Annotated in this window: 30 protein-coding genes; 15 read left to right on the forward strand and 15 right to left on the reverse strand. The window is 72.6% G+C overall.

The features are described 5' to 3' along the window. Window positions 1-153 precede the first annotated feature (153 nt). On the forward strand, window positions 154-651 hold the full coding sequence (locus tag AB0953_RS12415; RefSeq protein ID WP_366859387.1) for a hypothetical protein: 498 nt from the start codon (window positions 154-156) through the stop codon (window positions 649-651). On the opposite strand, the gene AB0953_RS12420 is transcribed toward AB0953_RS12415, so the two are convergent. Continuing rightward, window positions 570-1,241: a DUF2278 family protein gene (locus tag AB0953_RS12420; protein ID WP_366859388.1), complete on the reverse strand. Its 672-nt coding sequence runs from the start codon at window positions 1,239-1,241 to the stop codon at window positions 570-572. The genes AB0953_RS12415 and AB0953_RS12420 overlap by 82 nt on opposite strands. A gap of 167 nt (window positions 1,242-1,408) precedes the next feature. On the opposite strand from AB0953_RS12420, the gene AB0953_RS12425 reads away from it, so the two are divergent. Further along, window positions 1,409-2,080 (forward strand): DUF6445 family protein, encoded by a 672-nt coding sequence (locus AB0953_RS12425; protein WP_366859389.1) that lies wholly within the window; start codon window positions 1,409-1,411, stop codon window positions 2,078-2,080. Window positions 2,081-2,088: 8 nt separating this feature from the next. Here the strand turns inward: AB0953_RS12425 and AB0953_RS12430 are convergent, their stop codons facing one another. From AB0953_RS12430 to AB0953_RS12445, 4 genes are all read right to left on the reverse strand, one after another. Further along, complete coding sequence (locus tag AB0953_RS12430; RefSeq protein ID WP_366859497.1) at window positions 2,089-3,609, reverse strand: hypothetical protein; 1,521 nt, start codon at window positions 3,607-3,609, stop codon at window positions 2,089-2,091. A gap of 199 nt (window positions 3,610-3,808) precedes the next feature. Further along, entirely contained in the window at window positions 3,809-4,363 is a 555-nt protein-coding gene (locus AB0953_RS12435; RefSeq protein WP_366859390.1) for a Clp protease N-terminal domain-containing protein, read from the reverse strand. Beyond that, window positions 4,364-4,573 carry a helix-turn-helix domain-containing protein gene (locus AB0953_RS12440; protein WP_265865807.1) on the reverse strand — a complete coding sequence of 70 codons (210 nt, stop codon included), beginning with the start codon at window positions 4,571-4,573 and terminating at the stop codon, window positions 4,364-4,366. 136 nt (window positions 4,574-4,709) lie between these two features. Further along, entirely contained in the window at window positions 4,710-4,904 is a 195-nt protein-coding gene (locus AB0953_RS12445) for a hypothetical protein (RefSeq protein ID WP_366859391.1), read from the reverse strand. A gap of 213 nt (window positions 4,905-5,117) precedes the next feature. Here AB0953_RS12445 and AB0953_RS12450 point away from each other — a divergent pair, with 213 nt between their 5' ends. Next, entirely contained in the window at window positions 5,118-6,077 is a 960-nt protein-coding gene (locus tag AB0953_RS12450) for a fibronectin type III domain-containing protein (RefSeq protein ID WP_366859392.1), read from the forward strand. 84 nt (window positions 6,078-6,161) lie between these two features. Continuing rightward, entirely contained in the window at window positions 6,162-8,279 is a 2,118-nt protein-coding gene (locus tag AB0953_RS12455) for an NB-ARC domain-containing protein (RefSeq protein WP_366859393.1), read from the forward strand. Window positions 8,280-8,438: 159 nt separating this feature from the next. Here the strand turns inward: AB0953_RS12455 and AB0953_RS12460 are convergent, their stop codons facing one another. Together AB0953_RS12460 and AB0953_RS12465 are read right to left on the reverse strand one after the other, a co-directional pair. After that, complete coding sequence (locus AB0953_RS12460; RefSeq protein ID WP_366859394.1) at window positions 8,439-8,624, reverse strand: DUF5999 family protein; 186 nt, start codon at window positions 8,622-8,624, stop codon at window positions 8,439-8,441. A 516-nt stretch (window positions 8,625-9,140) separates the two neighbouring features. Then, entirely contained in the window at window positions 9,141-9,317 is a 177-nt protein-coding gene (locus AB0953_RS12465; RefSeq protein WP_366859395.1) for a hypothetical protein, read from the reverse strand. 106 nt (window positions 9,318-9,423) lie between these two features. On the opposite strand from AB0953_RS12465, the gene AB0953_RS12470 reads away from it, so the two are divergent. Genes AB0953_RS12470 through AB0953_RS12480 form a run of 3 tightly spaced genes read left to right on the forward strand, consistent with a single transcriptional unit; the run spans window position 9,424 to window position 10,189 of the window. After that, a complete protein-coding gene (locus tag AB0953_RS12470; RefSeq protein ID WP_366859396.1) occupies window positions 9,424-9,834 on the forward strand; it encodes an ATP-binding protein in 411 nt (136 codons plus the stop codon). Then, a complete protein-coding gene (locus AB0953_RS12475; protein ID WP_366859397.1) occupies window positions 9,831-10,034 on the forward strand; it encodes a hypothetical protein in 204 nt (67 codons plus the stop codon). Before AB0953_RS12470 ends, AB0953_RS12475 begins: the two co-directional genes overlap by 4 nt. Then, window positions 10,031-10,189, forward strand: a complete 159-nt coding sequence (locus tag AB0953_RS12480) for a DUF6126 family protein (RefSeq protein WP_366859398.1) — start codon at window positions 10,031-10,033, stop codon at window positions 10,187-10,189. Before AB0953_RS12475 ends, AB0953_RS12480 begins: the two co-directional genes overlap by 4 nt. A 162-nt stretch (window positions 10,190-10,351) precedes the next feature. Here AB0953_RS12480 and AB0953_RS12485 read toward each other — a convergent pair whose 3' ends face one another. The 6 genes from AB0953_RS12485 to AB0953_RS12510 all read right to left on the reverse strand — a co-directional run bounded on the left by AB0953_RS12485 (window position 10,352) and on the right by AB0953_RS12510 (window position 14,048). Then, window positions 10,352-10,687, reverse strand: coding sequence for a metalloregulator ArsR/SmtB family transcription factor (locus AB0953_RS12485; protein ID WP_042809813.1), 336 nt, complete (start codon window positions 10,685-10,687; stop codon window positions 10,352-10,354). Window positions 10,688-10,921: 234 nt separating this feature from the next. Further along, entirely contained in the window at window positions 10,922-11,332 is a 411-nt protein-coding gene (locus tag AB0953_RS12490; RefSeq protein ID WP_366859399.1) for an STAS domain-containing protein, read from the reverse strand. Window positions 11,333-11,348: 16 nt separating this feature from the next. After that, entirely contained in the window at window positions 11,349-11,753 is a 405-nt protein-coding gene (locus tag AB0953_RS12495; protein WP_366859498.1) for an ATP-binding protein, read from the reverse strand. Between the two features lie 17 nt (window positions 11,754-11,770). Next, a complete protein-coding gene (locus tag AB0953_RS12500; protein ID WP_366859400.1) occupies window positions 11,771-11,980 on the reverse strand; it encodes a hypothetical protein in 210 nt (69 codons plus the stop codon). Then, window positions 11,977-13,632 (reverse strand): SulP family inorganic anion transporter, encoded by a 1,656-nt coding sequence (locus AB0953_RS12505; RefSeq protein WP_366859499.1) that lies wholly within the window; start codon window positions 13,630-13,632, stop codon window positions 11,977-11,979. The genes AB0953_RS12500 and AB0953_RS12505 overlap by 4 nt, the downstream gene beginning before the upstream one ends. Window positions 13,633-13,706: 74 nt before the next feature. Further along, window positions 13,707-14,048 carry a metalloregulator ArsR/SmtB family transcription factor gene (locus AB0953_RS12510; RefSeq protein ID WP_366859401.1) on the reverse strand — a complete coding sequence of 114 codons (342 nt, stop codon included), beginning with the start codon at window positions 14,046-14,048 and terminating at the stop codon, window positions 13,707-13,709. A gap of 205 nt (window positions 14,049-14,253) precedes the next feature. On the opposite strand from AB0953_RS12510, the gene AB0953_RS12515 reads away from it, so the two are divergent. Beyond that, window positions 14,254-14,613 carry a zinc ribbon domain-containing protein YjdM gene (locus AB0953_RS12515; RefSeq protein ID WP_366859402.1) on the forward strand — a complete coding sequence of 120 codons (360 nt, stop codon included), beginning with the start codon at window positions 14,254-14,256 and terminating at the stop codon, window positions 14,611-14,613. A 132-nt stretch (window positions 14,614-14,745) separates the two neighbouring features. Here AB0953_RS12515 and AB0953_RS12520 read toward each other — a convergent pair whose 3' ends face one another. Then, entirely contained in the window at window positions 14,746-15,975 is a 1,230-nt protein-coding gene (locus tag AB0953_RS12520) for an acyl-CoA dehydrogenase family protein (protein ID WP_366859500.1), read from the reverse strand. A 200-nt stretch (window positions 15,976-16,175) separates the two neighbouring features. On the opposite strand from AB0953_RS12520, the gene AB0953_RS12525 reads away from it, so the two are divergent. Then, complete coding sequence (locus AB0953_RS12525; RefSeq protein WP_366859403.1) at window positions 16,176-16,820, forward strand: TetR family transcriptional regulator; 645 nt, start codon at window positions 16,176-16,178, stop codon at window positions 16,818-16,820. Window positions 16,821-16,841: 21 nt separating this feature from the next. Here the strand turns inward: AB0953_RS12525 and def are convergent, their stop codons facing one another. After that, entirely contained in the window at window positions 16,842-17,405 is a 564-nt protein-coding gene (def, locus tag AB0953_RS12530; protein ID WP_366859404.1) for a peptide deformylase, read from the reverse strand. A 122-nt stretch (window positions 17,406-17,527) separates the two neighbouring features. Here def and AB0953_RS12535 point away from each other — a divergent pair, with 122 nt between their 5' ends. From AB0953_RS12535 to AB0953_RS12560, 6 genes are all read left to right on the forward strand, one after another. Continuing rightward, complete coding sequence (locus tag AB0953_RS12535) at window positions 17,528-18,766, forward strand: MurT ligase domain-containing protein (protein WP_362172805.1); 1,239 nt, start codon at window positions 17,528-17,530, stop codon at window positions 18,764-18,766. Window positions 18,767-18,786: 20 nt separating this feature from the next. Continuing rightward, window positions 18,787-19,515, forward strand: a complete 729-nt coding sequence (locus AB0953_RS12540) for a glutamine amidotransferase (protein ID WP_361907180.1) — start codon at window positions 18,787-18,789, stop codon at window positions 19,513-19,515. Window positions 19,516-19,740: 225 nt separating this feature from the next. Continuing rightward, entirely contained in the window at window positions 19,741-20,766 is a 1,026-nt protein-coding gene (locus AB0953_RS12545) for a 6-phosphofructokinase (RefSeq protein ID WP_366859405.1), read from the forward strand. A 90-nt stretch (window positions 20,767-20,856) separates the two neighbouring features. Next, entirely contained in the window at window positions 20,857-21,825 is a 969-nt protein-coding gene (locus AB0953_RS12550) for a cytochrome c oxidase assembly protein (protein WP_366859406.1), read from the forward strand. A gap of 31 nt (window positions 21,826-21,856) precedes the next feature. Then, on the forward strand, window positions 21,857-22,015 hold the full coding sequence (locus tag AB0953_RS12555) for a hypothetical protein (protein WP_362172795.1): 159 nt from the start codon (window positions 21,857-21,859) through the stop codon (window positions 22,013-22,015). A gap of 135 nt (window positions 22,016-22,150) precedes the next feature. Continuing rightward, a complete protein-coding gene (locus tag AB0953_RS12560; protein WP_366859407.1) occupies window positions 22,151-22,861 on the forward strand; it encodes a lysophospholipid acyltransferase family protein in 711 nt (236 codons plus the stop codon).

Raw genomic sequence — 22,861 nt, forward strand, 5'->3', positions numbered from 1 at the left:
TCAGCGGCGTTCCATCACCCTGGTGCCAGCCCGGGGGTGTAGCCAGTGCCACCCCCGGTTCGGACAGTGCCGCTACTGATTCGGCCGCCCCGCGCGACCAGAGTGGTGGACATCCCCGGGGGACGGACCGCCGGGCCGGAAGGAGCCCTGACGATGACGCTCGTCGCCCCCCGATGCCGCGACCGCCGCACGCCCCTGCTGCCCGCCCTGCCGGCCCTGCCCACGCTGCTCACCGGCGCGGCGCTGGCGCTGCTGCCGTGGATGGCGGTGCTGGCGCTGACGCTGCCGCAGAGTGCGCACGTCGCGCACTGGTCGGTGGCCTGGATCGGGCTGGACGTCCTGCTGGCGGCGGGCCTGGGCGGTACGGGGGTGCTGCTGCGCCGGCGCGATCCGCGGGCCGCGCCCCTGGCGGCCGCCACGGGTGCCCTGCTGCTGGTCGATGCCTGGTTCGACGTGACGCTGTCCGCGCCGGGCACCGGCCAGGCGACGGCGCTCGTCCTGGCGGTGTGCGCGGAGCTGCCGCTCGCGGCGGCCTGCGCGGCGGTGGCGCTGCGCCGGCCGGGGCAGCGTCAGGAGCCGTCCTGGAGCGGGTGGCCGTCCTCGTCGGTGGGGACGCGCTGCGTGGAGAAGCGGGAGAGGAACACGTCGTAGAGGCTGTCCGGGCGGCGCGTCATGGTGGCCCCGTCCTGCCAGGTGCCGTTCTCCTCCCACCACTGGCTGCCGTACGGATCGCCCTGGTTCTGGTGGATGTTGTGCATGCCGAGCCCCTCGTCGAAGGGCTCGCCGAAGACCAGGACCTGCCGGCCGGGCACGAGGATCGGCTCCAGCGCCGCCGAGGCCTCCAGGTAGCTGCCCTCGGTCCAGGGGCGCGGCGGGTCGAACCGGTCGAGGACCTGCCGGAGCCACTGCGGCGGCCGGCGGACGAAGAGGCACCCCCGGCGGTCCGCGAGCGCCGGGTGGCGCAGGTAGTCGATCGCCCCGGAGCCGGAGGTGCGGGCGAGGTCGTGGTAGCCGGCCTCCGGCGCGTCCACCGGCTCCAGCACCGAGGGGTACAGGGTGAAGACCTTCCACTGCACGCCGACCGCGGACTTCTTGCTGTCGACGTCGACGGCGCACGCGTGGCGGCCGGCGGGCGTGTCGACCTCCAGGTGCACGTGGAACCAGCGGCCCTGGTCGTCGGGCCGGTCGCGGAAGTGGCGGTGCAGGGTGCCGGCGAGGACTCCGTAGTTCTCCAGGGGCATGGCGGCCAGTCAACCATCCGGCGGGACCGGCCGGGAGCAGCGGGCGCCGTGTCGGGGGGCGGGCACGCCGTCGCGGGCACCGGGACGCAGTTCATGGCGAACACTTGACGCAACGTTGACCCCGCCGGGAGCGAGCGCCGCCGGGCACGGTCGCTACGGTCCCTGCCATGCCTCTGCCTCCCCCCTCCCTTCCCGTCCTCCCCTACCGCAAGCCGACCCGCGGGCGCGACTACTGGGTCCTGGACGACGTGCTGCCCGACCCCGGGGCCGTACGGGAACGCTGCCTGGCCAAGGACGACTGGGCCGAGGGCTACCCGCACAAGCCGGAGAGCTGGCCGGGGCTGCGGGCGATGCCCGGCCTGGAGCCCGACGAGCTGGCGCTGGTGGAGCGGCTGGTGCGCAAGTCGACGGGTGCGGCGCGGATCTGGGCCGAACGGCCCGCCGGCGGCGGAACGTTCAACCACAACTGCGTCCAGGTCGTCGGCGAGGGCGAGTGCGAGGCCCGCCCGCACACCGACTCGCGCACGCTGTGCCGCTACGCCGCGGTGCTCTACCTCAACCCCGGGGTGCCCAAGGACTGCGGGACCAGCTTCTACCGCCAGAGCCTGCCGGGCGGCTCCCTCGGCGGCAACCAGGTCATCGCCCCGCACAACAGCCTGGTCGACGCGCTGGGCACCCGCTTCGTCTCGCCGGACTCCTTCGTCGAGGACGTACGGGTCCCCCACCGCGCCAACCGGCTGCTGCTGTACTCCGCGAACCTGATCCACAGCGCCACCGGGTACTGGGGCCGCACCCTGGAGGAGAAGCGGATGACGGCCGTCTTCTTCTGGCAGGCCTGAGCCGGGGCTCAGCCCGCGTCGCGGACCGCGACGATGCCGTTGAAGACGCCGACGTACGCGGTGCCGTCGGGACCGAGGGTGATCGGGGCCCAGTTGTTGTCGTAGAGCGGACCGGTGCCGGTCAGCTGCCGCCAGCGCCGCTCGCCCGTGCGGAAGTCCACGGCGGTGACGTACCAGGCGTCGATGCCCCAGGCGTTGGGCTCCTTCTCGTAGAAGTAGAGCAGCCCGTTGCCGGTGGAGAGCTTGGGCACGACGGAGGGCGAGCGGACCGCGCTCTGCCAGACGGTGTCGCAGCCGCTGCCGTCGGCGCGGACGTCGATGCGGGTGGCCCCGCCGACGACGGACTTGCCGAACAGCAGGCCGGTCGGGTTCTCGTAGCCGTAGTTGTTCTCGACGACGATGCTGTTGCCCCAGGTGATCAGGGAGTTGTCGGTGGTGGAGGCGCCGCTGCCGAAGACCGGGACCTTGCAGACCAGGCGGCGGTCGGCGGGCACGTCCGCGCCGCGCCGGTAGACCAGGACGTTCATCCGGTCGTCGGCGTTGTCGGTGATGGCGACGTAGCCGTCGCCGAAGAGGTCCGGGGTGGTGCCCGAACCCTGGTTGACCGAGCCGGGCTTGGTCCCGGTGCCGCGGTCGTACGTCTGGCGCCACTGCACCTCGGGAGTGCCGTCGGCGGCCGCGCGGAAGCTGTAGAGCGCGTGGTCGCTGACGATGGACACGCCGTCCTCGGCGACCGAGAAGGAGTTCTGGATCTCCTCGCCGTCGAGCCGGACGGAGCGGATCACGCCGCCGGCCGGGTCGACGGTGCCCACGCGGCCCTGGCGGGTGACCCACCAGATGCGGCCGCTCCAGTCGGGCATCACGGAGGTCACGGGGTCGCAGGTGCCGCTGGGCCACAGGTTGGTCCAGCTGACGCAGTCGTGCGGGACGTGGGGGGTGAGGTCCCATGCGTCCTCGACCGTGAACGTCCAGCGACCGTCGGCGCCCTGGTGGTGCGCCAGGCGCAGGATGTGCTGGCGGGAGTCGGCCAGCACCGCGCGGTCCTGGTCGTCGAGGTAGAAGTAGGCGCCGCCCGAGGTGTCCTTGAAGATCTTGGAGAAGTCGAGCGAGGTGATCGCCTCGACCGTCGAGGAGCGCTGCGGGAGCCGGTACTCGGCGAGGGTGGCGAGCGTACGGGGCTCCAGGAGCTTGACCACGAAGCCGGAGAAGGTGCCGCACACGGTGACCAGCCGGCCGCCCGTGTCGAAGGTGGCGGTGGCGCACTCGCCGCCGAGGGCGGCGATCCTCTCACTGGTGACCTGCGGGTTCCTGCCGAGCGGTCCGGACCACGGCGAGGTGGCGCTGCCGCCCGCGTCGGAGTGCATGCCGCTGCGGCCGTTGGGCGCCAGGTACGGGTGCTGCGGCGGGGCCTGCCCGGTGAGCGGGGCGGGCGCGGCGGGGCCGCCCTCGTAGTGGCCGACCAAACGGTGGCCGGGGGCCTTGGGTATCTCCTCGGCCTGGGCCGGAGCGGCGCCGTACAGCGCCGTCATGAGGATGAGGGCCGGCACGGCGGCGCAGTTCAGCGCTCTTCGCATCATCCGGACGTCTCCGTTCTCTGGGGTTGTCGACACTGCGTCTGACATCGCGCCGCGGCCAGACGCTAGGCCGCGGCACCCCAGGAGTCCATGGACGTGCCGGATGGTTCACGAAGGCGCAACACCGGGCCGCACCGGCGCCGGCCGGGACCGGCTAACCGGCCAGCCGGCCTTCCGCCCGCTCGTAGGTGACGCCGTGGTCCGCCAGGACCTCCGACACCGGACCGGGGCGGGCGATCAGGGCGAGGACCAGGTGCCGGGACCCGATCTCCCCGTCCTTGCGCCCGAGCGCGATCCGCAGGGACTTCTCCAGTACCTGCCGGGCCTCCGCCGTGAACGGGCGGTGGGTGCGCGGTCCCGGCTCGCGCCGCCCGAACAGTCCCGCGGCGCGTCCGCGCCTTCGCGGCGCGGGGCCGCTCAATGCGCCCTCGCCGTGGGTTTCCTCGATCCGCGCCACCACCTCGGAGAGGTCGATGCCGAGCCCGGCCAGCGCCTCCTCGTCCGCCCTCGACAACCCGCCCCGCCGCCGCGCCTCGACCAGCCCCGCCCGCACGGCGGCCCGGTCCACCTCCAGCGCATCGAGCGCACCCTGCTCCAGCAGGGCCAGCAGCAGGTGCTCCTCCGCCACCACCGCGGACTCCGCCTGCGCGGCCTGCGCCTGCGCCCCGACCACCGCCGACCGCGCCGCCGCTGTGAACCTCTCGAACATTCACGACCTCCCGTACTTCTTGTGCACGGCCTGCCGGCTGACCCCCAACTCGGCGGCGATCTCCTGCCACGACCACCCCTGCGCCCGCGCGCTGCGCACCTGCACGGACTCCAATTGCTCCAACAACCGCCGCAACGCGGCCACGGCCCGCAACCCCACACGGGGATCCCGGTCGCCGGCGCGACTGGCCAGATCGGTAGCCTCACTCATGCATGTCAACCTAGGTTGACTGACCGGGGCTTGTCAACCCAAGTTGACGTACAGCCGTTGACCGGCGCCCCGGAGGCAGGAACCGGCCACCGTGGCACACCGCGGGGCGGTCCGCCCGTCGCGACCGGCCCGGGCTCTAGGGGTCGAGGCCCGAGACGACCTGGGCGGTGGCGGACAGGCCGTCGTGGATGGTCGACGCCATGCTGCTGCTCGCGAGGCAGAAGCCGAGCAGGACGCAGATCAGGAAGTGCGAGAACTTCAGGCCGCCGTTGCGCATGAAGATCACCGCGAGAAAGAGCAGCAGGACGACCGCGGAGAGCGAGATCACCATCGTTTCCTCCTTCGACGGGGCGCCATCGTGGCGCAGGAGGGGGTGCCTTCGGGCGAAACCGGTGTGCGCCGAACGGGTGTTGACCGTGCGTGACCGGTGATCCGTGCTTGACGAACCGTTCCGGCGGCCCCCCGCACGGGTCTTGCCGGGCCGCCCGCCGCCGTGCCATATATGTCTAGACCTTTAGGAGGAAGCGGCAGCCGAGGAGGGCCCGTGCGACGCACCGCCGCTCTGCTCGCCCCCTGCCTGGGCACCGTCCTCGCCGCCGCCGGCCTCGCGGCGTGCGCCGCCGCCGACACCACGCCCCCGGCCGCCCCCGCCGGGCTCACCGCCCAGGCCGGCAGCGCCACGTCGGTGCACGTGATGTGGCGGGCGGCCGCCGCGGCCGACGGCGTGACCAACTACCAGGTCTTCCAGTCCGGGCGACTGGTCCGCGAACTCCCCGCCGACAGGACCATGGTGGACGTCACCGGCCTCACCCCGCAGACCTCCTACACCTTCACCGTCCGGGCCCGCGACGCCGCCGGCAACACCTCCGCCCCCAGCGCCGCCGCGAGCGCCACCACCCCGGCCGCCCGCGCCGAGGACCGGCAGGCCCCCACCGCGCCCGCCCGCACCGCGGCCCGCGCCGACGGCCCCCGTACGGTCACGCTGTCCTGGTCCCCCGCCACCGACGACACGGGCGTGACGGCGTACGACGTCTACCAGGGCGGCATCCGCATCCACACCGCCGGCCCCGGCGAGACCTCCACCACCCTGGCCGGCCTCCGGCCCGACACCGCCTACGGCTTCACCGTGCGGGCCCGCGACGGCGCCGACAACTCCTCCCCCGACGGGCCCACGGCGGACGTGACCACCCCGCCCTCCTCCGAGCAGCGCCCGGACACCGCGCCCGGCGGCTTCACGGCCACCGCCTCGCCGGGCGCCGTCACCCTGGCCTGGACGGCCCCGGACACCGGCCGCCCGACCTCCGAGTACGAGCTCCACGTCAACGGACGGCCCGTCACCGTCATCCAATTCGGTGCCGGTGCGGTGCCCGCCGGACGGGTGGAGCACCGGCTCACCGTCACCGAGCCGGCCGGCACCGTGTGGGAGCTCCGGCTGCGCGCCCGCCTGCCGGACGGCACCTGGGGCGCCTTCTCGGAGCGGCAGCGCGTCGTCCTGGCCCCGTGAGGGCCGCGCGCCGCGGGGTCACGAGGTGACAGCGATCCGGACCGAACGGCACCGCGGGTAAGGAAGATCACGCACAATACATCCGTGTTCGGAGAGTACTCGTTCAACAACAGACAGGCGGATTCCGCGGACGGCGAGCCCGAGGCCGACTCCGAGTCCGAGCCCGCGGCCGGCGCGGCGGCACCGGGCAACCTGCCGCGCGAGTCCCCCGGCTTCGTCGGCCGGGAGAGCGAACTGGCCGAACTGCACTGCCTGTTGCGGACCCACCGGCTGATCACCCTCACGGGCATGGGCGGCGTCGGCAAGTCCCGCCTCGCCCTGCGCACCGTCTCCGACCCCGAACAGGCCCGCCCCGACGGGGTGTGGTGGGTGGACCTCTCCCCCTTGCGCGACCCCGCGCTGCTGACCATGACGGTGGCGCACGCCGTCGGGCTCGCCGACCACTCCGCGGGCCCGCTCGACGAGGAGCTGTGCGCGTGGATGGCGGACAAGGAGCTCCTGCTCGTCCTCGACACCTGCGAGCACATGGTGTCCGACTGCCGCCACCTGGTCGGCGAACTCCTGCAGTCCGCGCCCGGCCTGACGGTCCTGATCACCTCCCGGGAGCCGCTGGACAGCCCCTGCGAGAGCGTGGTCGAGCTCTGCCCGCTGCCCTGCGAGGGCCCCGACAGCGACGCCCTCGCCCTGCTGCGCGCCCGTGCCCTGGCGGTGGCCCCGCACGCCGCGCCCGCCTTCGACGACCCCGAAGGGGCCGCCCTGGCCGCGCAGGTGTGCCGGCGCCTCGACGGGATCCCGCTCGCCCTGGAGCTGGCCGGCGCCCGGCTGCGGCGCTGGAGCCTGGAGCAGGTGGCGGAGCGCCTCGGCGCCCGCTTCGACGTGCTCACCGACGGCCGTGCCTCGCTGCTGCCCCGCCACCGTACGATGCGCACCGCCATCGGCTGGAGCCACGAGCTGTGCGAGCCGGTGGAGCGGCTGCTGTGGGCCCGGCTGTCGGTGTTCACCGGCGACTTCGACATGGCCGCGGCCCGCGCGGTGTGCTCGGGCGGCCCCCTGTCGGCGGCCCGGGTGGAGCGGGTGCTCGGCGGCCTGGTGGCCAAGTCGGTGGTGCGCCGGACGCAGGAGCGCGGCGCGGGCGCCCGCTACCGGATGCTGGACACGATCCGCGAGTACGGCCACGACTGGCTGGCCGAGCTCGGCGAGGTCGGCACCGTCGCCGACCGGCACGCCCACTGGTACGCGGCGCTCTCCCGGGCCGCGGACCGGGGCTGGATGGGCCCGCGCCAGGTCGACTGGTACCGCAGGATGGCCGCGGAGCATCCGCAGCTGCGCACCGCTCTGGAGCACCTCCTCGGCACCGATCCGGCGGCGGCGCTGGAGATGGCCGGGGCCCTGTGGTTCTTCTGGTTCTCGTGCGGGCACCCCCACGAGGGCCGGGGCTTCCTGGAGCGGGCCATGCGCCGGGCCCCGCGGACGGGCGCGGTGTACGCGCAGGGGCTGTGGGCGCTCGGGCTGACCATGGTCCTGCAGGGGGAGATGGACGCGGCGCAGGAGGTCGGCGAGCGGTGCGCCGCTGCCGCGGCGGGGCTGGCCGACCCCGAGGCGGAGGTCCGGGCGGTCCACCTGCGGGCGTTGTCCGTCCTGATGCCCGGGGATCCGGCGCGGGCCCTGGAGCTGGCAGGGCCGCAGGCGCTCTCGCGCCACGCCGGGCCGGCCGACGGCCCCGGGCGGCTCCTGTGCCGGCTGGCGACCGCCTACGCCCTGTGCGACCTGCAGCGGTTCGAGCAGGCCGCCGAGGAGGCGCGGTGGCTGCGCGAGACGTGCGCGGACCTCGACGAGCGGTGGCTGCGGTCCTACGCGGACTACGTCCTGGCCGTGGCCGCGTTCGGGCTCGGCCACGCGGAGGAGGCGGCCCGGCACGTACGGGCCATGCTGTCGGGCAAGCGGCTGCTCGGCGACCGCGTCGGCATCGCGCTCGGCCTGGACCTGCTGGCCGCGGCGGTGGCGGCGCTGGGCGACGGGGAGTTGGCGGCCCGGCTGCTGGGCACGGGGCACGCGTGGTGGCGCACGGTGGGCCGGCCGCAGCTGGGCTCACCCTCGCTGACGGCCCTCCGGGAGCAGGGCGAGCGTCAGGCGCGCGCGGCGATCGGCGACGCGGCCTTCGAGAGCGCCTTCCTGGGCGGCGCGGCTGCGCCCACCGGCTGACCGGCAGCCGGCGGGCCGCGGACGTCCTGAACCGCTGCGGTACCGGGCTCCCGTCAGTACGGGAGGGTTCTGCCCGACGGCGTACGCAGGTCCAGGTCTCGGGGAGCGGGCTTGGGGACGGGCTTGCGGATCAGCTGTTGGCGCATGCGGCCTCCTCGCTCAGACCAGGGCCGGGCGGCGGGGTTCCACCACGCGGCCGTCGGGGAGCAGCTCACCGGTGTCGTCGAAGACCACCAGGCCGTTGCACAGCAGGCTCCAGCCCTGTTCGGGATGGAAGGCCACGGTGCGGGCGGCGTCGTGGTCGGCGCTGTCGGCGGACGGGCAGGGGGGCTGGTGGGAGCACATGGCGCACCTCCTCGCTGTGTGGGGCGGGAAGGCCGGCGGTCACCCGGTCGATTCCGCGATCCACGGTGGCGGCGAGTATTACTGATCGCCGCCCCCGTACGGAACCCATATTCGCGGTCCAGTTCAGGGTGTGTATGCCCGCTCACCATCTGCTCATGCCCGGTATGCGGACCGTTCACCGAGCGCGTAAAGCGGGCTCCGCCGCGGGCGGGGCCCCGTCCCCGGTCACCCCAACGGGCCGCGGGGCCCGGCGCCCTCGGAGGTCACGCTGCGCATCCGGCGGCGGACACCGCAGCGGGCGGCGCGGCGCTCGCGCGAGTGGCCAGGATCACGTCCGACGCCCCGGACGGAGAACGGGGTTCGGGCGGTGATCCACGGAGGCCGGGGTTCCGTGGATCACCGCGCCCCGCGGGTCAGTGCGAGAGCGAGGAGAATCCCGTGGCCACTGGTCAGCCGTGGCCGCGGAAACTTCCGAGCGGACCCGCACCAGCTAGACTTGCAGAATTATGCAATTTACTAGTTCTGGATACGTCGGACGGGGGTTGTGCTGTGGCCGGGTTCGAGGAAGCGGCGCTGGAACGGGTCCGTGTGGCGCGGGCTCGCCTCCGGGCTGCGCAGGAGGCGGACGATGCCTTCGATGAGGCGCAGGCCGCGGAGGAGGTGGAGGACGCGCTGCGCGTGGCCCACGATCACGGCGTGGCCACCGGGGCGGGGGACACCCGATGAACCTCGGGGTGCCCCTGGCGGGTCCGGGGCCTCGGTGATGGTCAGGCGGCCCAGCGGGCAGACGGCTGTCGAGGTGCGCAAGCACGTGTGGACGGTGCCGCTGGTGCCGGGTTCCGTGCGGGCCGCGCGCGAGCGCAGCGAACGCTCTCTGGTCCTCTTCGGGCTGGAGAGCTCCTCGGCGCTCTTCGGAGCCGTGCTCTTGGTGGTCAGCGAGCTCGTGACCAACGCCGTCCGGCACGCTCAGCACTCCCCGGACGCAGAGGTCACCCTCCACGTGACCGAGCACCTGCTTGTGGCCTCCGTCGGGGACCTGGACCCGCGCCCGCTCACGCTGGCCGACGCCGGCCGGGCCGCCGGGCAGGGGCTGCGCACGGTGGCCGACCTGGCACGGACGTTCGGCGGTGACGTCCGTGTCGAGCCCTTCTCCGGTGGGTGCGGCAAGACGGTTGTCGTCCGCTTCATCCTTCCGGAAGGCACGCCGTGACCAGCAGCAGCGGAGAGGCCGCCCGGTTGTACGAGATCACTTGCCTTGGCGCCGGCCCCGAGCCGGAGGTCCGCACGGTCGAGGCCGGCGAGGTCGCGGCGGCCATCGAGCACGCGGGCGAGCTCGGCATGCAGGTTCTCGTCCGTCCGTGCCGCCGCCCGGTCGAGGAGCCGGGAACCAGGAAGGAAGACGCATCATGACGGACGACCTGCCCGAGAACGACACGGCTGCGGAGCACGAGAAGTGGAAGGAGAAGGGCGTCGCGATGCGGACCTTCTTCTACATCTTCGGCACGCACGTGTTCGCCGGGTTCATCTGGTTGCTCTTCTACCTGGGGCAGCACGCCCCGAAGTGAGAGCGAAACCGGCGTGGCACCCCGGGCGCGCCCGGGGTGCGCGTTCGCGTGCGAGAGAGCGGCCGTCCTCCGGTGTCAGAAGCGCGTTGAACCCGCACGGACGGAAGACGGCCGCCGCATGGGGGGTGCGGGCCCCATAGGGCCGGCACCGTGGGGCGCAGTTCAGGTGTGGCGGCCGGCCTTGAGGTCGGCCAGGAGTTCGGCCTGGCCTTCCAGGACTCCGGAGAGGATGCCGCGGGCGACCCGCAGGAGCTCGGCGATCTGGGGATGGGTCAGGCTGTAGTGGACGTTCGAGCCCTCGCGGCGGGTGACCACCAGGTTGGCCTTGCGCAGGACGGCGAGCTGCTGGGAGAGGCTCGCGGCCTCCACCCCGACCTCGGGCAGCATCTCGGCGACCGCGTGCTCGCGTTCGGACAGGAGCTCCAGGACGCGGATGCGCACCGGGTGCCCCAACGTTTTGAAGAACTCTGCCTTCAGCTGGTACAGCGGCGTGGTCACCTGTGTACCTCTCCCCTGACTGCCCATCTCATCCACCTGGAACCGTTCCTGCGTAGGGCACACGTTCGGCCCTCTTCACACCTTGCGACCTCCACAATTGCAGATCCCTGCAACTCGCGGGTCCTGGCGGGGTGCCTTCGTGACCTTCGACTCCCCGGCGCGGGGCCTTCGCCGGTCAGGTCTTCTTGAGGAAACCGGTCTTCAGGACCAGGCCTCCGGACGGTGGTGCTGGTCTCAGATGAGGGCGTGCGCCTCGGGCGACTGCCCGGTGGGCCAGTCGGCGGTGGTCCACTGCTTGACCGTCCCGCGAGCTCCGTGGGCGGCCAGAGCGGCGGCGAGATCGCAGTGGACGGGCACGTGCGGGCAGGTCGCATCGGGGACGAGCGAGCCGTCGGCGGGGATGGCGGCAAGCTCGAGCCGTCGTCCGCTCTCGCCAAGACGGCGGGCGGCCTGGGCGACCGCGATCTGTCCGCCGGACGACCAGCCCAGCAGGCCGGTCAGATCGAGGATGACCGGGCCGGTGCCCCGGGCGAGCGCCCAGCCGACCGCTCCGGTGAACCGGTCGGTGGCCTCCGCGCCGAGATACCCGGCCAAGGACAACACGCCCAGGTCCTGAAAGGTGGTGTAGCGCCATTCAATCGTCATCGTCAGCTCCTCGACTTCACAAGGGAAGGGTGATCCAGATGGCCTTGCCCCGCCCGTCCGCATCCGCCCGCACGACAGCGGTGCCGCCGAGCTCCATCGTGATCTCCCCCACCATGGCCAGGCCGCTGCCCGGCGCGGTGCCGAGCGCACCGAACAGAGCGGGCCGGTAGGGGTGGCGGTCGTGGACGGCGAACGCAAAGGCGCCGGGTCCGTGGGCGTAGGTCACGGTGATCATCGGTGAGGCCGCCGCGGCGTGCCGGACGGCGTTGGTGACCAGCTCGGCCACGATCAGCAGGGCCGGTCCCACGCTCGGATGGCGAAGGCCCACCCCGCATTCCACGAGGACCAGCTCGGTGGTCTCCCGGGCGATGCGCACGGCGGAGCCCATGGCCGGCACGTCCAGCACGTGCCGGTAGGGCATCGCCTCGACCTGGACACTCACCGGCCGGCCCCCGAGGCCGTACGGGCGAGACGGAACCCGGACACGGACTGCGGATGCAGGCGCAGCAGGGTGTCGTTCGCGGCCGGCCGTACCACGGCCACCTCCCGCTGGACGGAGACGAGGCGGCCCTGAGCGCAGCCTTCCAGGAGCCACAGGGCCTCGGCGCCGGAGACCTCGATCATGCGGAGGTCGGCTGGGACGGTCATCGTGCGGCCTTCCGGATGCGGTGCGGTCGGTGATGCGGACGGGGCAGCAGTCCCGCCTGCTCCAGGTGTTTGCGGGCGCCGGCGATCGCCTCCGGGGTGGTGGCGTACTCGCGGCCCTCCAGGCGCAGCAGCTCCAGTGCGCCGACGGCGTCCAGGGCCCGGCGCTGGCCGGGCCGGATGCCGGAGGTCATGACGGCGATGCCGCGCCGGTTCAGTTTCTCCACGGCGTCTTTGAGGACGAGGGCACCGGTGGCGTCGAGGGTGGTCACCCGCGCCATCCGGAGGATGACCACCTTCACGTCGGCGACCTCGGAGAGTTCGAGGAGGAAGCGGTGTGCGCCGGCGAAGAAGAGGGGGCCGTCGATGCGGTAGGCGACGATGTGCTCGGCGAGCAGGGCGTGTTCCTCGTCGCTGTGCTCGCCGGGCAGGTCGGGGCGGAAGTCGACCTGTTCCATCCGGGCCTGGCTCGCCACCGCCTTCAAGGCGAGGGCGCCGGCGACGACGAGGCCGATGATCACGGCGTGCACGAGGTCGAGGAGCAGGGTGGCGGCGGCGGTCAGGACGAGGACGGCGGCGTCGGAGCGGGTCGCCTTCGCCATCGCGCGCAGCGAGCCGACCTCGACCATGCGGATCGCCGTCGCCAGCAGCACGCCGGCCAGCGCGGCGAGGGGGATCTTCGAGACAAGGGGGGCGGCGGCGAAGACGATCACCGCGAGCACGGCGGCGTGGGTGAGCGCGGCCAGCCGGGAGGAGGCACCGGTGCGGACGTTGACCGCCGTGCGGGCGATGGCGGCGGTGGCCGGCACGCCGCCGAACAGCGGGGCCGCGAGGTTGGCGACGCCCTGCCCGAACAGTTCCTTGTCCGGGTCGTGCTGCTGCCCCACCGTCATCCCGTCCGCCACGGTCGCCGACAGCAAGGACTCCAGCGCGGCGAGCGCCGCGACCGCGACCGCCGGGGCCAGCAAGGAGCCCCACGCGGAGGCGTCGAGGAAGGCGAGGGAGGGCGCGGCGAGCCCGGAAGGCAGGTCGCCGATCGGGGCCGCAGCGTCCAGGCGGAAGAGCTGCGTGACCGCGGTCGCGGCGAGCACGGCGACGATCGAGAACGGGACCGCAGGCTTCCACCGGGCACCGGCAAGCATCACCGCCGCGACGCCGACGGAGAGGCCGATGGCCGTCCAGTTCGGGAAGGCCACGAACTCCACGAGCGCCCGCCACGCCACGAGCAGGACCTTCTCCCCCTCCGGCTTCTCGACGCCGAGGGCGTTGGGTATCTGTTGGAGGCCGATCACGCACGCGATCCCCAGGGTGAAGCCCTCCACCACCGGGGCCGGCACGTACCGCATGTACTGCCCGGCCCGCAGCAGGGCGAGGGCGATCAGGAGGATGCCGGCCATCAGGCCGACGGTGAGGACGCCGCCGGGCCCGTACCGGGCGACGATCGGCACCAGGACCACGGTCATCGCACCGGTCGGGCCGGACACCTGGAGGTTCGAGCCACCGAACAAGGCGGCGAGAGCGCCGGCGACCACGGCGGTGGCCAGCCCCGCCTCCGCGCCCAGACCGGAGGAGACCCCGAACCCGAGGGCGAGGGGAAGGGCAACGATCGCCACCGTGAGGCCGGCCAGGAGGTCCCGTCGGGGGCTGCGGGCCATGACCGCGTAGTCGGCCCGGGCGGGCAGGACGGAGCGGATACGGCCGAGCACGGCCGCAAGGGCGGTGTTCACGCTCACGAGGCCGCGACCTCGGACTCGCGCAGTTCCTCCAGCAGCACGCTCTGCCCCGTCAGGACCTCGGTCAGGATCCGCCGCGCCGCCGGCATCAGCTGCGCCACGTCCCCGCCCGCCAGCTCGTAGACAACCGTCCCGCCGTTACGGGTCGAGGTGACGATCCCCGACCGGCGCAGGACCGCCAGCTGCTGGGACAGGGCGGAAGGCTCGACCTCGATCGCGGCCAGCAAGTCCCGCACCGGCATCGGCCCGTCCTGCAGCAGTTCCAGGACCCTTATGCGCACCGGGTGCCCGTGCATCCGGAAGAACTCGGCCTTGGCCTGATACAGCGGAACCGGCACGGTCTCGCACCCTTCTCACCCCGAACGGGGCAAACGCCTGGTGCTGTGCCCGCGGCTACCTACGGACACAGCACACGCAGCATCTATGAAATTGCAGACTTTTGCAATTCGCATATCATGGCCCCTTCGCTGCGTGGATGCCCGTGGGTCGACCGACCGGTCGCACTCCAGTGCCCTCGCGTCCCGACGTCCAGAAACTGCGTGAATGAGCGACAACCTGCCGCCGTGCCCGAAGTGCTCCAGCGAGTACACCTACGAAATGAACGCCCTGATGGTCTGCCCGGAGTGCGGCCACGAATGGGTACCCGCCGAGGGTGCCGAAGGCGACGCCGGTGCGACCGCGGAGCGGGTGGTCAAGGACGCCGTCGGCAACGTGCTGTGCGACGGCGACAGCGTGACCGTCGTCAAAGCACTGAAGGTCAAGGGCAGCCCCTCGGGCATCAAGGCGGGCACCAAGGTCCGTAACATCCGCTTGATCGACGGCGTCGACGGCCACGACATCGACTGCCGCATCGAGGGTTTCGGAGCCATGCAGCTCAAGTCGAGCGTGGTCAAGAAGGCCTGAGCCGCGGATCGCGCCCGCAAGGTCCGACGCCGCTGCACCGGCGCTTCGGCCCGGGCACCGGTGGCGCCGGCATGCCGAAGCCCCCGGACGCCGGGCGTCCGGGGGTGTCGCAGGCGCGCCGGCCGGCCGGTGCTAGCGGATCGGCATGCCGGAGAGGGTGCGGGCGATGACCAGCCGCTGGATCTCGCTGGTCCCTTCGAAGATCGTGTAGATCGCCGCGTCGCGGTGCATGCGCTCCACCGGGTACTCCCGGGTGAAGCCGTTGCCGCCGAGGATCTGCACGGCCTGGGCGGTGACCTTCTTGGCCACCTCGCTGGCGAACAGCTTCGACATCGAGCCTTCGGCCGAGGTGAACGGCTTCCCGGCGACCGCCATCCAGGAGGCGCGCCACACCAGCAGCCGGGCGGCGTCGATCTGGGTGCGCATGTCCGCGAGCTGGAAGGCGACGCCCTGGTTGTCGATGATCGGCCGGCCGAACTGGGTGCGGGTGCGGGCGTAGTCGAGGGCGACCTCGTAGGCGGCGCGGGCGGTGCCGACGGCCATCGCACCGACGGCCGGGCGGGAGGCCTCGAAGGTGGCCATGGCGGCGTTCTTCACGCGCTCGCCACCGCCGGCCTTCGCCTTCTCACGGGCCCGCGCCAGGCGCTCGTCCAGCTTGTCCTTGCCGCCGAGCAGGCAGGAGCCGGGGACGCGCACGTCCTCGAGGACCACCTCGGCGGTGTGGGAGGCGCGGATGCCGTGCTTCTTGAACTTCTGGCCCTGGGACAGGCCCGGGGTGTTCGGCGGCACGATGAAGGAGGCGTGCCCCTTGGTGCCGAGCCCGGGATCGACGACGGCGACGACGATGTGGACGTTGGCGATGCCGCCGTTGGTGGCCCAGGTCTTGGTGCCGTTCAGCACCCACTCGTCCTTGGCCTCGTCGTAGACCGCCCGCGTGCGCATGGCGCCCACGTCGGATCCGGCGTCCGGCTCGGAGGAGCAGAAGGCCGCGACCTTCACGTCGTCGGGCGTGCCGTACATCTGCGGGATCCAGGTGCCGATCTGCTCCTCGGTGCCGTTGGCGAGGACGCCGATGGCGGCGAGGCCGGTGCCGACGATCGACAGGGCAATGCCCGCGTCGCCCCAGAACAGCTCCTCCATGGCCATCGGGATGCCGAGGCCGGTCGGGTCGAAGAACTGCTGGGCGTAGAAGTCCAGCGAGTAGATGCCGACCTTGGCGGCCTCCTGGATGACCGGCCAGGGGGTCTCCTCGCGCTCGTCCCACTCGGCGGCCGCGGGCCGGATGACATCGGCGGCGAAGCCGTGGATCCAGTCCCGGACCTGCTTCTGCTCGTCGCTCAGCTCCATCGTGAACTCCGCCAACGTCCCCTCCCACTGTGCGTCCACCAGGTACGTTACTGGCGGTAACCTCATCGGTGGCCACAGTCTGTTACCGGCGAGTAGCCACTGTCAAGCTCGACGGGCGGGGCCCTGCCGCGCGGCCGGTTCGTTCGCCGAGGTGTGCGGGGTGTTACGTTGCGTGGGCGTCACGCACCATCGCAAGGGCGGGGAGAGATCACGTCATGGAGACCACGCAGCAGGCCGGCGAACCGGGAACGGCCGAGCGCCGCCGGCGGGAGCTGCTCGAAGCGGCCGACCGGGTCGTGCTCAGGGACGGCCCCAAGGCCTCCATGAACGCCATCGCGGCGGAGGCCGGCATCACCAAGCCGATCCTCTACCGGCACTTCGGCGACAAGGCGGGCCTGTACCAGGCCCTGGCCGTCCGGCACACCGACGGCCTGCTCGACTCGCTGCGGGCCGCGCTCGACGCCCCGGCGGAGCGCCGCAGCCGGGTGGAGCACACCCTGGACACCTACCTCGCGGCGATCGAGGCCCGCCCGCAGGTGTACCGGTTCCTGATGCACCCGACCGAGGACTCGCACGCCGCCGAACGGGGCTTCGACGTCGGCAGGCACTCGGCACCGCTGCTGCGCCGGCTCGGCGAGGAGCTCGCCGAGGTGATCGGCGAGCGCGTGGACCTCGGTCCCGGCGGCGAGCAGCTCGCCCGGATCTGGGGCCACGGCATCGTCGGGATGATGCACGCCGCGGGCGACTGGTGGCTGGCCGACCGGCCCTGCGGGCGCGCGGAGTTGGTGGCCGGACTGACCGATCTGCTGTGGGGGCGCCTGGCCACCGCGGGCGACCGCGCGGACGGCCCGGGCTTCTAGGCCGCCGGCCGCAGGCCCGGCTCAGCTCTGGAGGGCGTGCGCGCCGCGCGCGCCCCAGGGCGTCCGGCGGATCGCGCGGTACAGCCGGCGGGCCCGCAGCCCCGTGACGCGCTCCGCGTAGACGGTGCCGTCGAGGTGGTCGCACTCGTGCTGGAGGCAGCGGGCGAAGAACCCGGTGCCCGTGATCCGCAGCGGCGCGCCGTCCGAGGTGACGCCCTCGACGACGGCGCGGTCGAAGCGGGCCGTGCCGGCCTCCAGGCCGGGCAGCGACAGGCAGCCCTCGGGACCCACGTACTCGTCGCCGTCGGCCTCGACCAGGCGCGGGTTGACGATGTGCCCGACGTGGCGGACGTCATCGTCGTCGGGGCAGTCGTAGACGAACACCCGCTGCCCCACACCGATCTGGTTGGCGGCGAGGCCGACGCCCTCGGCCGCGTACATCGTCGCGAACATGTCCTCGATCAGCCGGTCGAGGTCCGGGCCGAACGCGGTGACCTCCGCGCAGGCCGAGTGGAGCACCGGGTCGCCCAGGAGGCTCATGGTGCGGACGATGCCGGTGGTGCCGGGAATGACGCGCTGTCGCATGGCCGTAAGCGTACGACGGGCGAATATATGAGGAGATCCGCGGCGACCTGGGGCGCCGCGGTCAAGGCCCCGGCCGGTACTGGATAGGCTGGGGCCGACCGACGCAAGGAGGACAAGGGACGATGGCAGGCAACACGGAGCCGCTTTCGCCGCGGGCCAAGCTGGCCGTGACGGCGGGCAGGGCCGCGGCGGCGGTGTCGCGGGCCGCGGGACGCGGAAGCGGATCGGTGATCGGCGGCAAGGTCGCACTCAAACTCGACCCCGATCTCCTCGGAGCGCTGGCGCAGCATCTCGACGTCGTCCTCGTCTCCGCGACGAACGGCAAGACCACGACCACGCGACTGATCGCCGAGGCCCTGCGGGCCAGCGGCCCCGTGGTCTCCAACGCGCTCGGCGCGAACATGCCGGCCGGCATCACCTCCGCCCTCGCGGGCGGCTCGGACGCCAAGTACGGCGTCATCGAGGTGGACGAGAAGTACCTCGCGGGCGTGGCCAGGGACGTCACCCCCAAGGTGATCGCCCTGCTGAACCTCAGCCGCGACCAGCTGGACCGCGCGGCCGAGACCCGCATGCTCGCCGAGAAGTGGCGCGAGGGGCTGCAGGGCTCCAAGGCCGTGATCGTCGCCAACTGCGACGACCCGCTGATCGTGTGGTCGGCCTCGTCCTCGCAGAACGTGGTGTGGGTCGCCGCCGGCCAGGAGTGGAAGGACGACGCCTGGTCGTGCCCCTCCTGCGGCGGTGTGATGCAGCGCCCCGGCGACGACTGGTTCTGCGGCGAGTGCGGCTTCCGCCGCCCGACCCCGAGCTGGGTGCTCTCCGGCGACCACGTGCTGGACCCCCACGGCTCCGCCTGGCCGATCAGCCTCCAGCTGCCCGGCCGAGCCAACAAGGCCAACGCCGCCACCTCGGCCGCCGTCGCCGCCGTCTTCGGCGTCCCGCCGCAGGTCGCGCTGGAGCGGATGTACCAGGTGCAGGCGGTCGCCGGCCGCTACGACGTGGTGAACTTCCAGGGCCGCGAGCTGCGCCTGCTGCTCGCGAAGAACCCGGCCGGCTGGCTCGAAACGTTTTCGCTGATCGACCAGCCCCCGGCCCCGGTGATCCTCTCGGTGAACGCGCGCGGCGCCGACGGCACCGACACCTCCTGGCTGTGGGACGTGGACTACCCGCGCCTCGCCGGCCACCCGATCTTCGTGATCGGCGACCGCAAGCTGGACCTCGCGGTCCGCCTGGAGGTCGCGGGCCTGGACTTCCGCGTCTGCGAGACCCTCGACGAGGCCGTGCAGCTGGCGCCGCCCGGCCAGATCGAGCTGATCGCCAACTACACCGCCTTCCAGGACGTCCGCCGCCGCGTCGGCAACTAGTACCCATAGAGGACAAGAGCATGAGCGACAACAGCCTGCGTCTGGTGTGGGTCTACCCGGACCTGCTCAGCACGTACGGAGACCAGGGCAACGCCCTCGTCGTCGAGCGCCGGGCCCGCCAGCGCGGCCTGGACGTGCAGCGCGTGGACGTGCGCAGCGACCAGCCCATCCCCACCTCCGGTGACATCTACCTCATCGGCGGCGGCGAGGACCGGCCGCAGCGGCTGGCCGCCGAGCGCCTGCTGCGCGACGGCGGCCTGGAGCGGGCCGTCTCGAACGGGGCGATCGTCTTCTCCGTCTGCGCCGGCTACCAGATCCTCGGCAACGAGTTCGTCAACGACATGGGCGAGCGGCAGCCGGGCCTGGGCCTGCTGGACGTGGTCACCGTGCGCGGCGAGGGCGAGCGGTGCGTCGGCGACGTCCTCGCCGACATCGACCCGCAGCTGGGCCTGCCGCAGCTGACGGGCTTCGAGAACCACCAGGGCGTCACGCACCTCGGCCCGAGCGCCAAGCCGTTCGCCCGCACCCGCATCGGCCGCGGCAACGGCACCGGCGACGGCACCGAGGGCGCGTACAACGACACGGTGTTCGGCACCTACATGCACGGCCCCGTCATGGCCCGCAACCCGCAGATCGCGGACCTGCTGCTGAAGCTGGCCCTCGACGTGAACGCGCTGCCGCCGGTCGACGACCGCTGGTACGAGGCGCTGCGCGCCGAGCGCATCGCGGCGGCGACGCAGCCCGCGTAACCCCCGCGCCACCTGCCGTCCGGCCCGGATTCCGCTTGCGGGGTCCGGGCCGTCGTGCGTTCCGGCGTGCCCGCGGCGCTCGCCCGCCGTGCGTTCGCACAAGGATCCCGACCGGTCCGTGGAGGATGGTTCAGTCCGGTGCCGATCCGCTTGTAGGGTGACGGGTAGTTCCAACCGGACGACGTGGTCCGGTCGTCGGCCCACGTTGCAAAGGTTCTCTGTGCCATGCGCATTGGTGTGCTCACCTCCGGTGGCGACTGCCCCGGTCTCAACGCCGTCATCCGCTCCGTCGTGCACCGCGCCGTCGTCGACCACGGCGACGAGGTCATCGGCTTCCACGACGGCTGGCGCGGCCTGCTGGAGGCGGACTACCGCAAGCTCGACCTCGACGCGGTGGCCGGCATCCTCGCCCGCGGCGGCACCATCCTCGGCTCCTCCCGGGTCCAGCCCGCGCACCTGCGCGACGGCGTGGAGCGGGCCCGCGGGCACGTCGCGGACCTCGGCCTGGACGCCATCATCCCGATCGGCGGCGAGGGCACCCTGAAGGCCGCCAACCTGCTCGCCCAGGCCGGCCTGCCGATCGTCGGCGTGCCGAAGACCATCGACAACGACATCGCCTCGACCGACGTCACCTTCGGCTTCGACACCGCGGTCGGGGTCGCCACCGAGGCCCTGGACCGGCTGAAGACCACCGCCGAGTCCCACCAGCGCGTGATGGTCGTCGAGGTCATGGGCCGCCACACCGGCTGGATCGCCCTGCACTCGGGCATGGCCGCCGGCGCACACGCCATCGTCGTGCCGGAGCGCCCCTTCGACATCGAGGAGCTGACGGCGATCGTCGGCGAGCGCTTCTCCGCCGGCAAGCGGTTCGCGATCGTCGTCGTCGCGGAGGGCGCCAAGCCGCGCCCCGGCTCGATGGAGTACCAGCAGGGCGGCACGGACCAGTACGGCCACGAGCGCTTCGCCGGCATCGGCAACATCCTCGCCGTCGAGCTGGAGCGGCGCCTGGGCAAGGAGGCCCGCCCGGTCATCCTGGGGCACGTCCAGCGCGGCGGCACCCCGACCGCGTACGACCGCGTCCTGGCCACCCGCTTCGGCTGGCACGCGGTGGAGGCGGCGCACCGCGGCGAGTTCGGAATGCTGACCGCGCTGCGCGGCACCGAAATCGAGATGGTGCCGCTGGCGGAGGCCACCTCGACGCTCAAGACGGTCCCGGATGCCCGCTACGCCGAGGCGGAGACCGTTCTGTAGCCCTTTTCCCCTTTCTGTCGCCGCCCCCGGTCGCAGCTGCGACCGGGGGCGGCACTACTGTGGTGGGGCACCACGGTCAAGGGAGAACAGATGGATCACAGCGGGCACGGCATGGACATGCACATGGACATGGACATGGACCTGCCGCCGTTCACCCTCGGGCGCGGTCTGGAGTTCTCCTTCGACGCCTTCTTCCTGATCGGCTCGCTCCTGGGCCTGGGGCTGTACCTGTGGGGCGTGGCGCGGCTGCGCCGGCGCGGGGACGCCTGGCCCGTCGGCCGGACCGTCGCCTTCGCCACCGGCGTGCTGAGCGTGGCCCTGGTGATGTGCACCAAGCTGAACGACTACGGCATGGTGATGTTCAGCGTGCACATGGTCCAGCACATGGTCATCAGCATGCTGTCGCCGATCCTGCTGCTGCTGGGCGCCCCGGTCACGCTGGCGCTGCGCGCACTGCCGCCCGCCGGGCGCGGCCGCAAGGGACCGCGCGAGCTGCTGCTGATGCTGCTGCACAGCCGCTACATGAAGGTGGTCACCCACCCGGCGTTCACCATCCCCATGTTCATCGCCAGCCTGTACGCCCTGTACTTCACCCCGCTCTTCGACTTCCTCATGGAGAGCAAGGCCGGGCACACCGGCATGATGGTGCACTTCCTGGCCGTCGGCCTGGTCTTCTTCTGGCCGATCATGGGCGTCGACCCCGGCCCGCACCGCCCCGGCTATGTGATGCGGATGCTGGAGCTCTTCGCCGGCATGCCCTTCCACGCCTTCTTCGGCATCGCGCTGATGATGGCCAGCGAGCCGATGATCGGGACGTACAAGAACCCGCCGGCCTCGCTCGGCATCGATCCGCTGCTCGACCAGCAGTGGGGCGGCGGCATCGCCTGGGCCTTCAGCGAGATCCCCTCGGTCCTGGTGCTGATCGCCCTGATGTACCAGTGGTACCACTCCGAGCAGCGGGCGGCGAAGCGTGCCGACCGGGCCGCCGAGCGCGACGGCGACCAGGAGCTGGAGGCCTACAACGCGTATCTCGCCTCGCTCCGCGTGCGTGGCCAGTAGCGCGATCCGCTCCGGCGCGCCACCATGGGGCATGACCGGATCCGTTAAGGCGATGGCGGTGATGACCTTCGCCGCCCTGGTGGCCGTCGCCACCTACTCCGTGGCCCTCGGCAGCAACGGCTGGCTGTGGTTCGGCTGGGTGGTCCTGGGCCTCCTCACCGCCGGCATGGCGGCGTCCCGCAGCAGCTGAGCGCGCTCCCGCGCTCCGGGCGCCCCGCGTTTTCCCCGGGTCTCCCCGTGTTTTCCCCGCGTCCGGACCCTCGGGCCCGGCGCCCGCTGTCCGTACGATGGCGGTGACGACGGGACGGGCGACGGGAGCGGCCTGGTGTTCTACCACTTGCTCAAGCACGTGTTCCTCGGGCCGCTGCTGCGGCTGCTGTTCCGGCCGCGCATCGAGGGGCTGGAGAACGTCCCGGCCGAGGGCGCCGCGATCGTCGCGGGCAACCACCTCTCCTTCTCCGACCACTTCCTGATGCCCGCGATCCTGAAGCGGCGGATCACCTTCCTCGCCAAGGCGGAGTACTTCACCGGGCCCGGTCTCAAGGGCCGGCTGACGGCGTTCTTCTTCCGCAGCGCCGGGCAGATCCCCGTCGACCGCTCGGGCCGGGAGGCGGGCCGGGCGGCGATCCGCGAGGGGCTGGCCGTACTGGCGCGGGGCGAGCTGCTCGGCATCTACCCCGAGGGCACCCGCTCGCACGACGGGCGGCTGTACAAGGGCAAGGTCGGGGTGGCCGCGATGGCGCTGGGCGCCGGAGTGCCCGTCGTCCCGTGCGCCATGGTCGGGACCTTCGAGGTCCAGCCGCCCGGGCAGAAGATCCCGCACATCCGGCCGGTCACCATCCGCTTCGGCCGGCCGCTGGACTTCTCGCGCTACGCCGGCATGGAGGAGGAGCGGGCCGTGCTGCGCGCGGTCACCGACGAGATCATGTACGCCATTCTCGCGCTGTCCGGCCAGGAGTACGTCGACCGGTACGCGGCCGAGGTCAAGGCCGAGGAGGAGGAAGCACGGAAGAAGGCCCGGCGCAGGACGCGCTGA

It is taken from the genome of Streptomyces sp. NPDC046866, from assembly GCF_040704625.1.
Taxonomy (GTDB): Bacteria; Actinomycetota; Actinomycetes; order Streptomycetales; family Streptomycetaceae; genus Streptomyces.

What these genes read in the sequence shown, in the direction of transcription:
- AB0953_RS12415 (WP_366859387.1), top strand. Translation starts at nt 154, where the DNA reads ATGACGCTCGTCGCCCCCCGATGCCGCGACCGCCGCACGCCCCTGCTG.
- AB0953_RS12420 (WP_366859388.1), bottom strand. Translation starts at nt 1,241, where the DNA reads ATGCCCCTGGAGAACTACGGAGTCCTCGCCGGCACCCTGCACCGCCAC.
- AB0953_RS12425 (WP_366859389.1), top strand. Translation starts at nt 1,409, where the DNA reads ATGCCTCTGCCTCCCCCCTCCCTTCCCGTCCTCCCCTACCGCAAGCCG.
- AB0953_RS12430 (WP_366859497.1), bottom strand. Translation starts at nt 3,609, where the DNA reads ATGACGGCGCTGTACGGCGCCGCTCCGGCCCAGGCCGAGGAGATACCC.
- AB0953_RS12435 (WP_366859390.1), bottom strand. Translation starts at nt 4,363, where the DNA reads ATGTTCGAGAGGTTCACAGCGGCGGCGCGGTCGGCGGTGGTCGGGGCG.
- AB0953_RS12440 (WP_265865807.1), bottom strand. Translation starts at nt 4,573, where the DNA reads ATGAGTGAGGCTACCGATCTGGCCAGTCGCGCCGGCGACCGGGATCCC.
- AB0953_RS12445 (WP_366859391.1), bottom strand. Translation starts at nt 4,904, where the DNA reads ATGGTGATCTCGCTCTCCGCGGTCGTCCTGCTGCTCTTTCTCGCGGTG.
- AB0953_RS12460 (WP_366859394.1), bottom strand. Translation starts at nt 8,624, where the DNA reads ATGTGCTCCCACCAGCCCCCCTGCCCGTCCGCCGACAGCGCCGACCAC.
- AB0953_RS12480 (WP_366859398.1), top strand. Translation starts at nt 10,031, where the DNA reads ATGACGGACGACCTGCCCGAGAACGACACGGCTGCGGAGCACGAGAAG.
- AB0953_RS12490 (WP_366859399.1), bottom strand. Translation starts at nt 11,332, where the DNA reads ATGACGATTGAATGGCGCTACACCACCTTTCAGGACCTGGGCGTGTTG.
- AB0953_RS12495 (WP_366859498.1), bottom strand. Translation starts at nt 11,753, where the DNA reads ATGCCCTACCGGCACGTGCTGGACGTGCCGGCCATGGGCTCCGCCGTG.
- AB0953_RS12500 (WP_366859400.1), bottom strand. Translation starts at nt 11,980, where the DNA reads ATGACCGTCCCAGCCGACCTCCGCATGATCGAGGTCTCCGGCGCCGAG.
- AB0953_RS12505 (WP_366859499.1), bottom strand. Translation starts at nt 13,632, where the DNA reads ATGGCCCGCAGCCCCCGACGGGACCTCCTGGCCGGCCTCACGGTGGCG.
- AB0953_RS12515 (WP_366859402.1), top strand. Translation starts at nt 14,254, where the DNA reads ATGAGCGACAACCTGCCGCCGTGCCCGAAGTGCTCCAGCGAGTACACC.
- AB0953_RS12525 (WP_366859403.1), top strand. Translation starts at nt 16,176, where the DNA reads ATGGAGACCACGCAGCAGGCCGGCGAACCGGGAACGGCCGAGCGCCGC.
- def (WP_366859404.1), bottom strand. Translation starts at nt 17,405, where the DNA reads ATGCGACAGCGCGTCATTCCCGGCACCACCGGCATCGTCCGCACCATG.
- AB0953_RS12535 (WP_362172805.1), top strand. Translation starts at nt 17,528, where the DNA reads ATGGCAGGCAACACGGAGCCGCTTTCGCCGCGGGCCAAGCTGGCCGTG.
- AB0953_RS12540 (WP_361907180.1), top strand. Translation starts at nt 18,787, where the DNA reads ATGAGCGACAACAGCCTGCGTCTGGTGTGGGTCTACCCGGACCTGCTC.
- AB0953_RS12545 (WP_366859405.1), top strand. Translation starts at nt 19,741, where the DNA reads ATGCGCATTGGTGTGCTCACCTCCGGTGGCGACTGCCCCGGTCTCAAC.
- AB0953_RS12550 (WP_366859406.1), top strand. Translation starts at nt 20,857, where the DNA reads ATGGATCACAGCGGGCACGGCATGGACATGCACATGGACATGGACATG.
- AB0953_RS12555 (WP_362172795.1), top strand. Translation starts at nt 21,857, where the DNA reads ATGACCGGATCCGTTAAGGCGATGGCGGTGATGACCTTCGCCGCCCTG.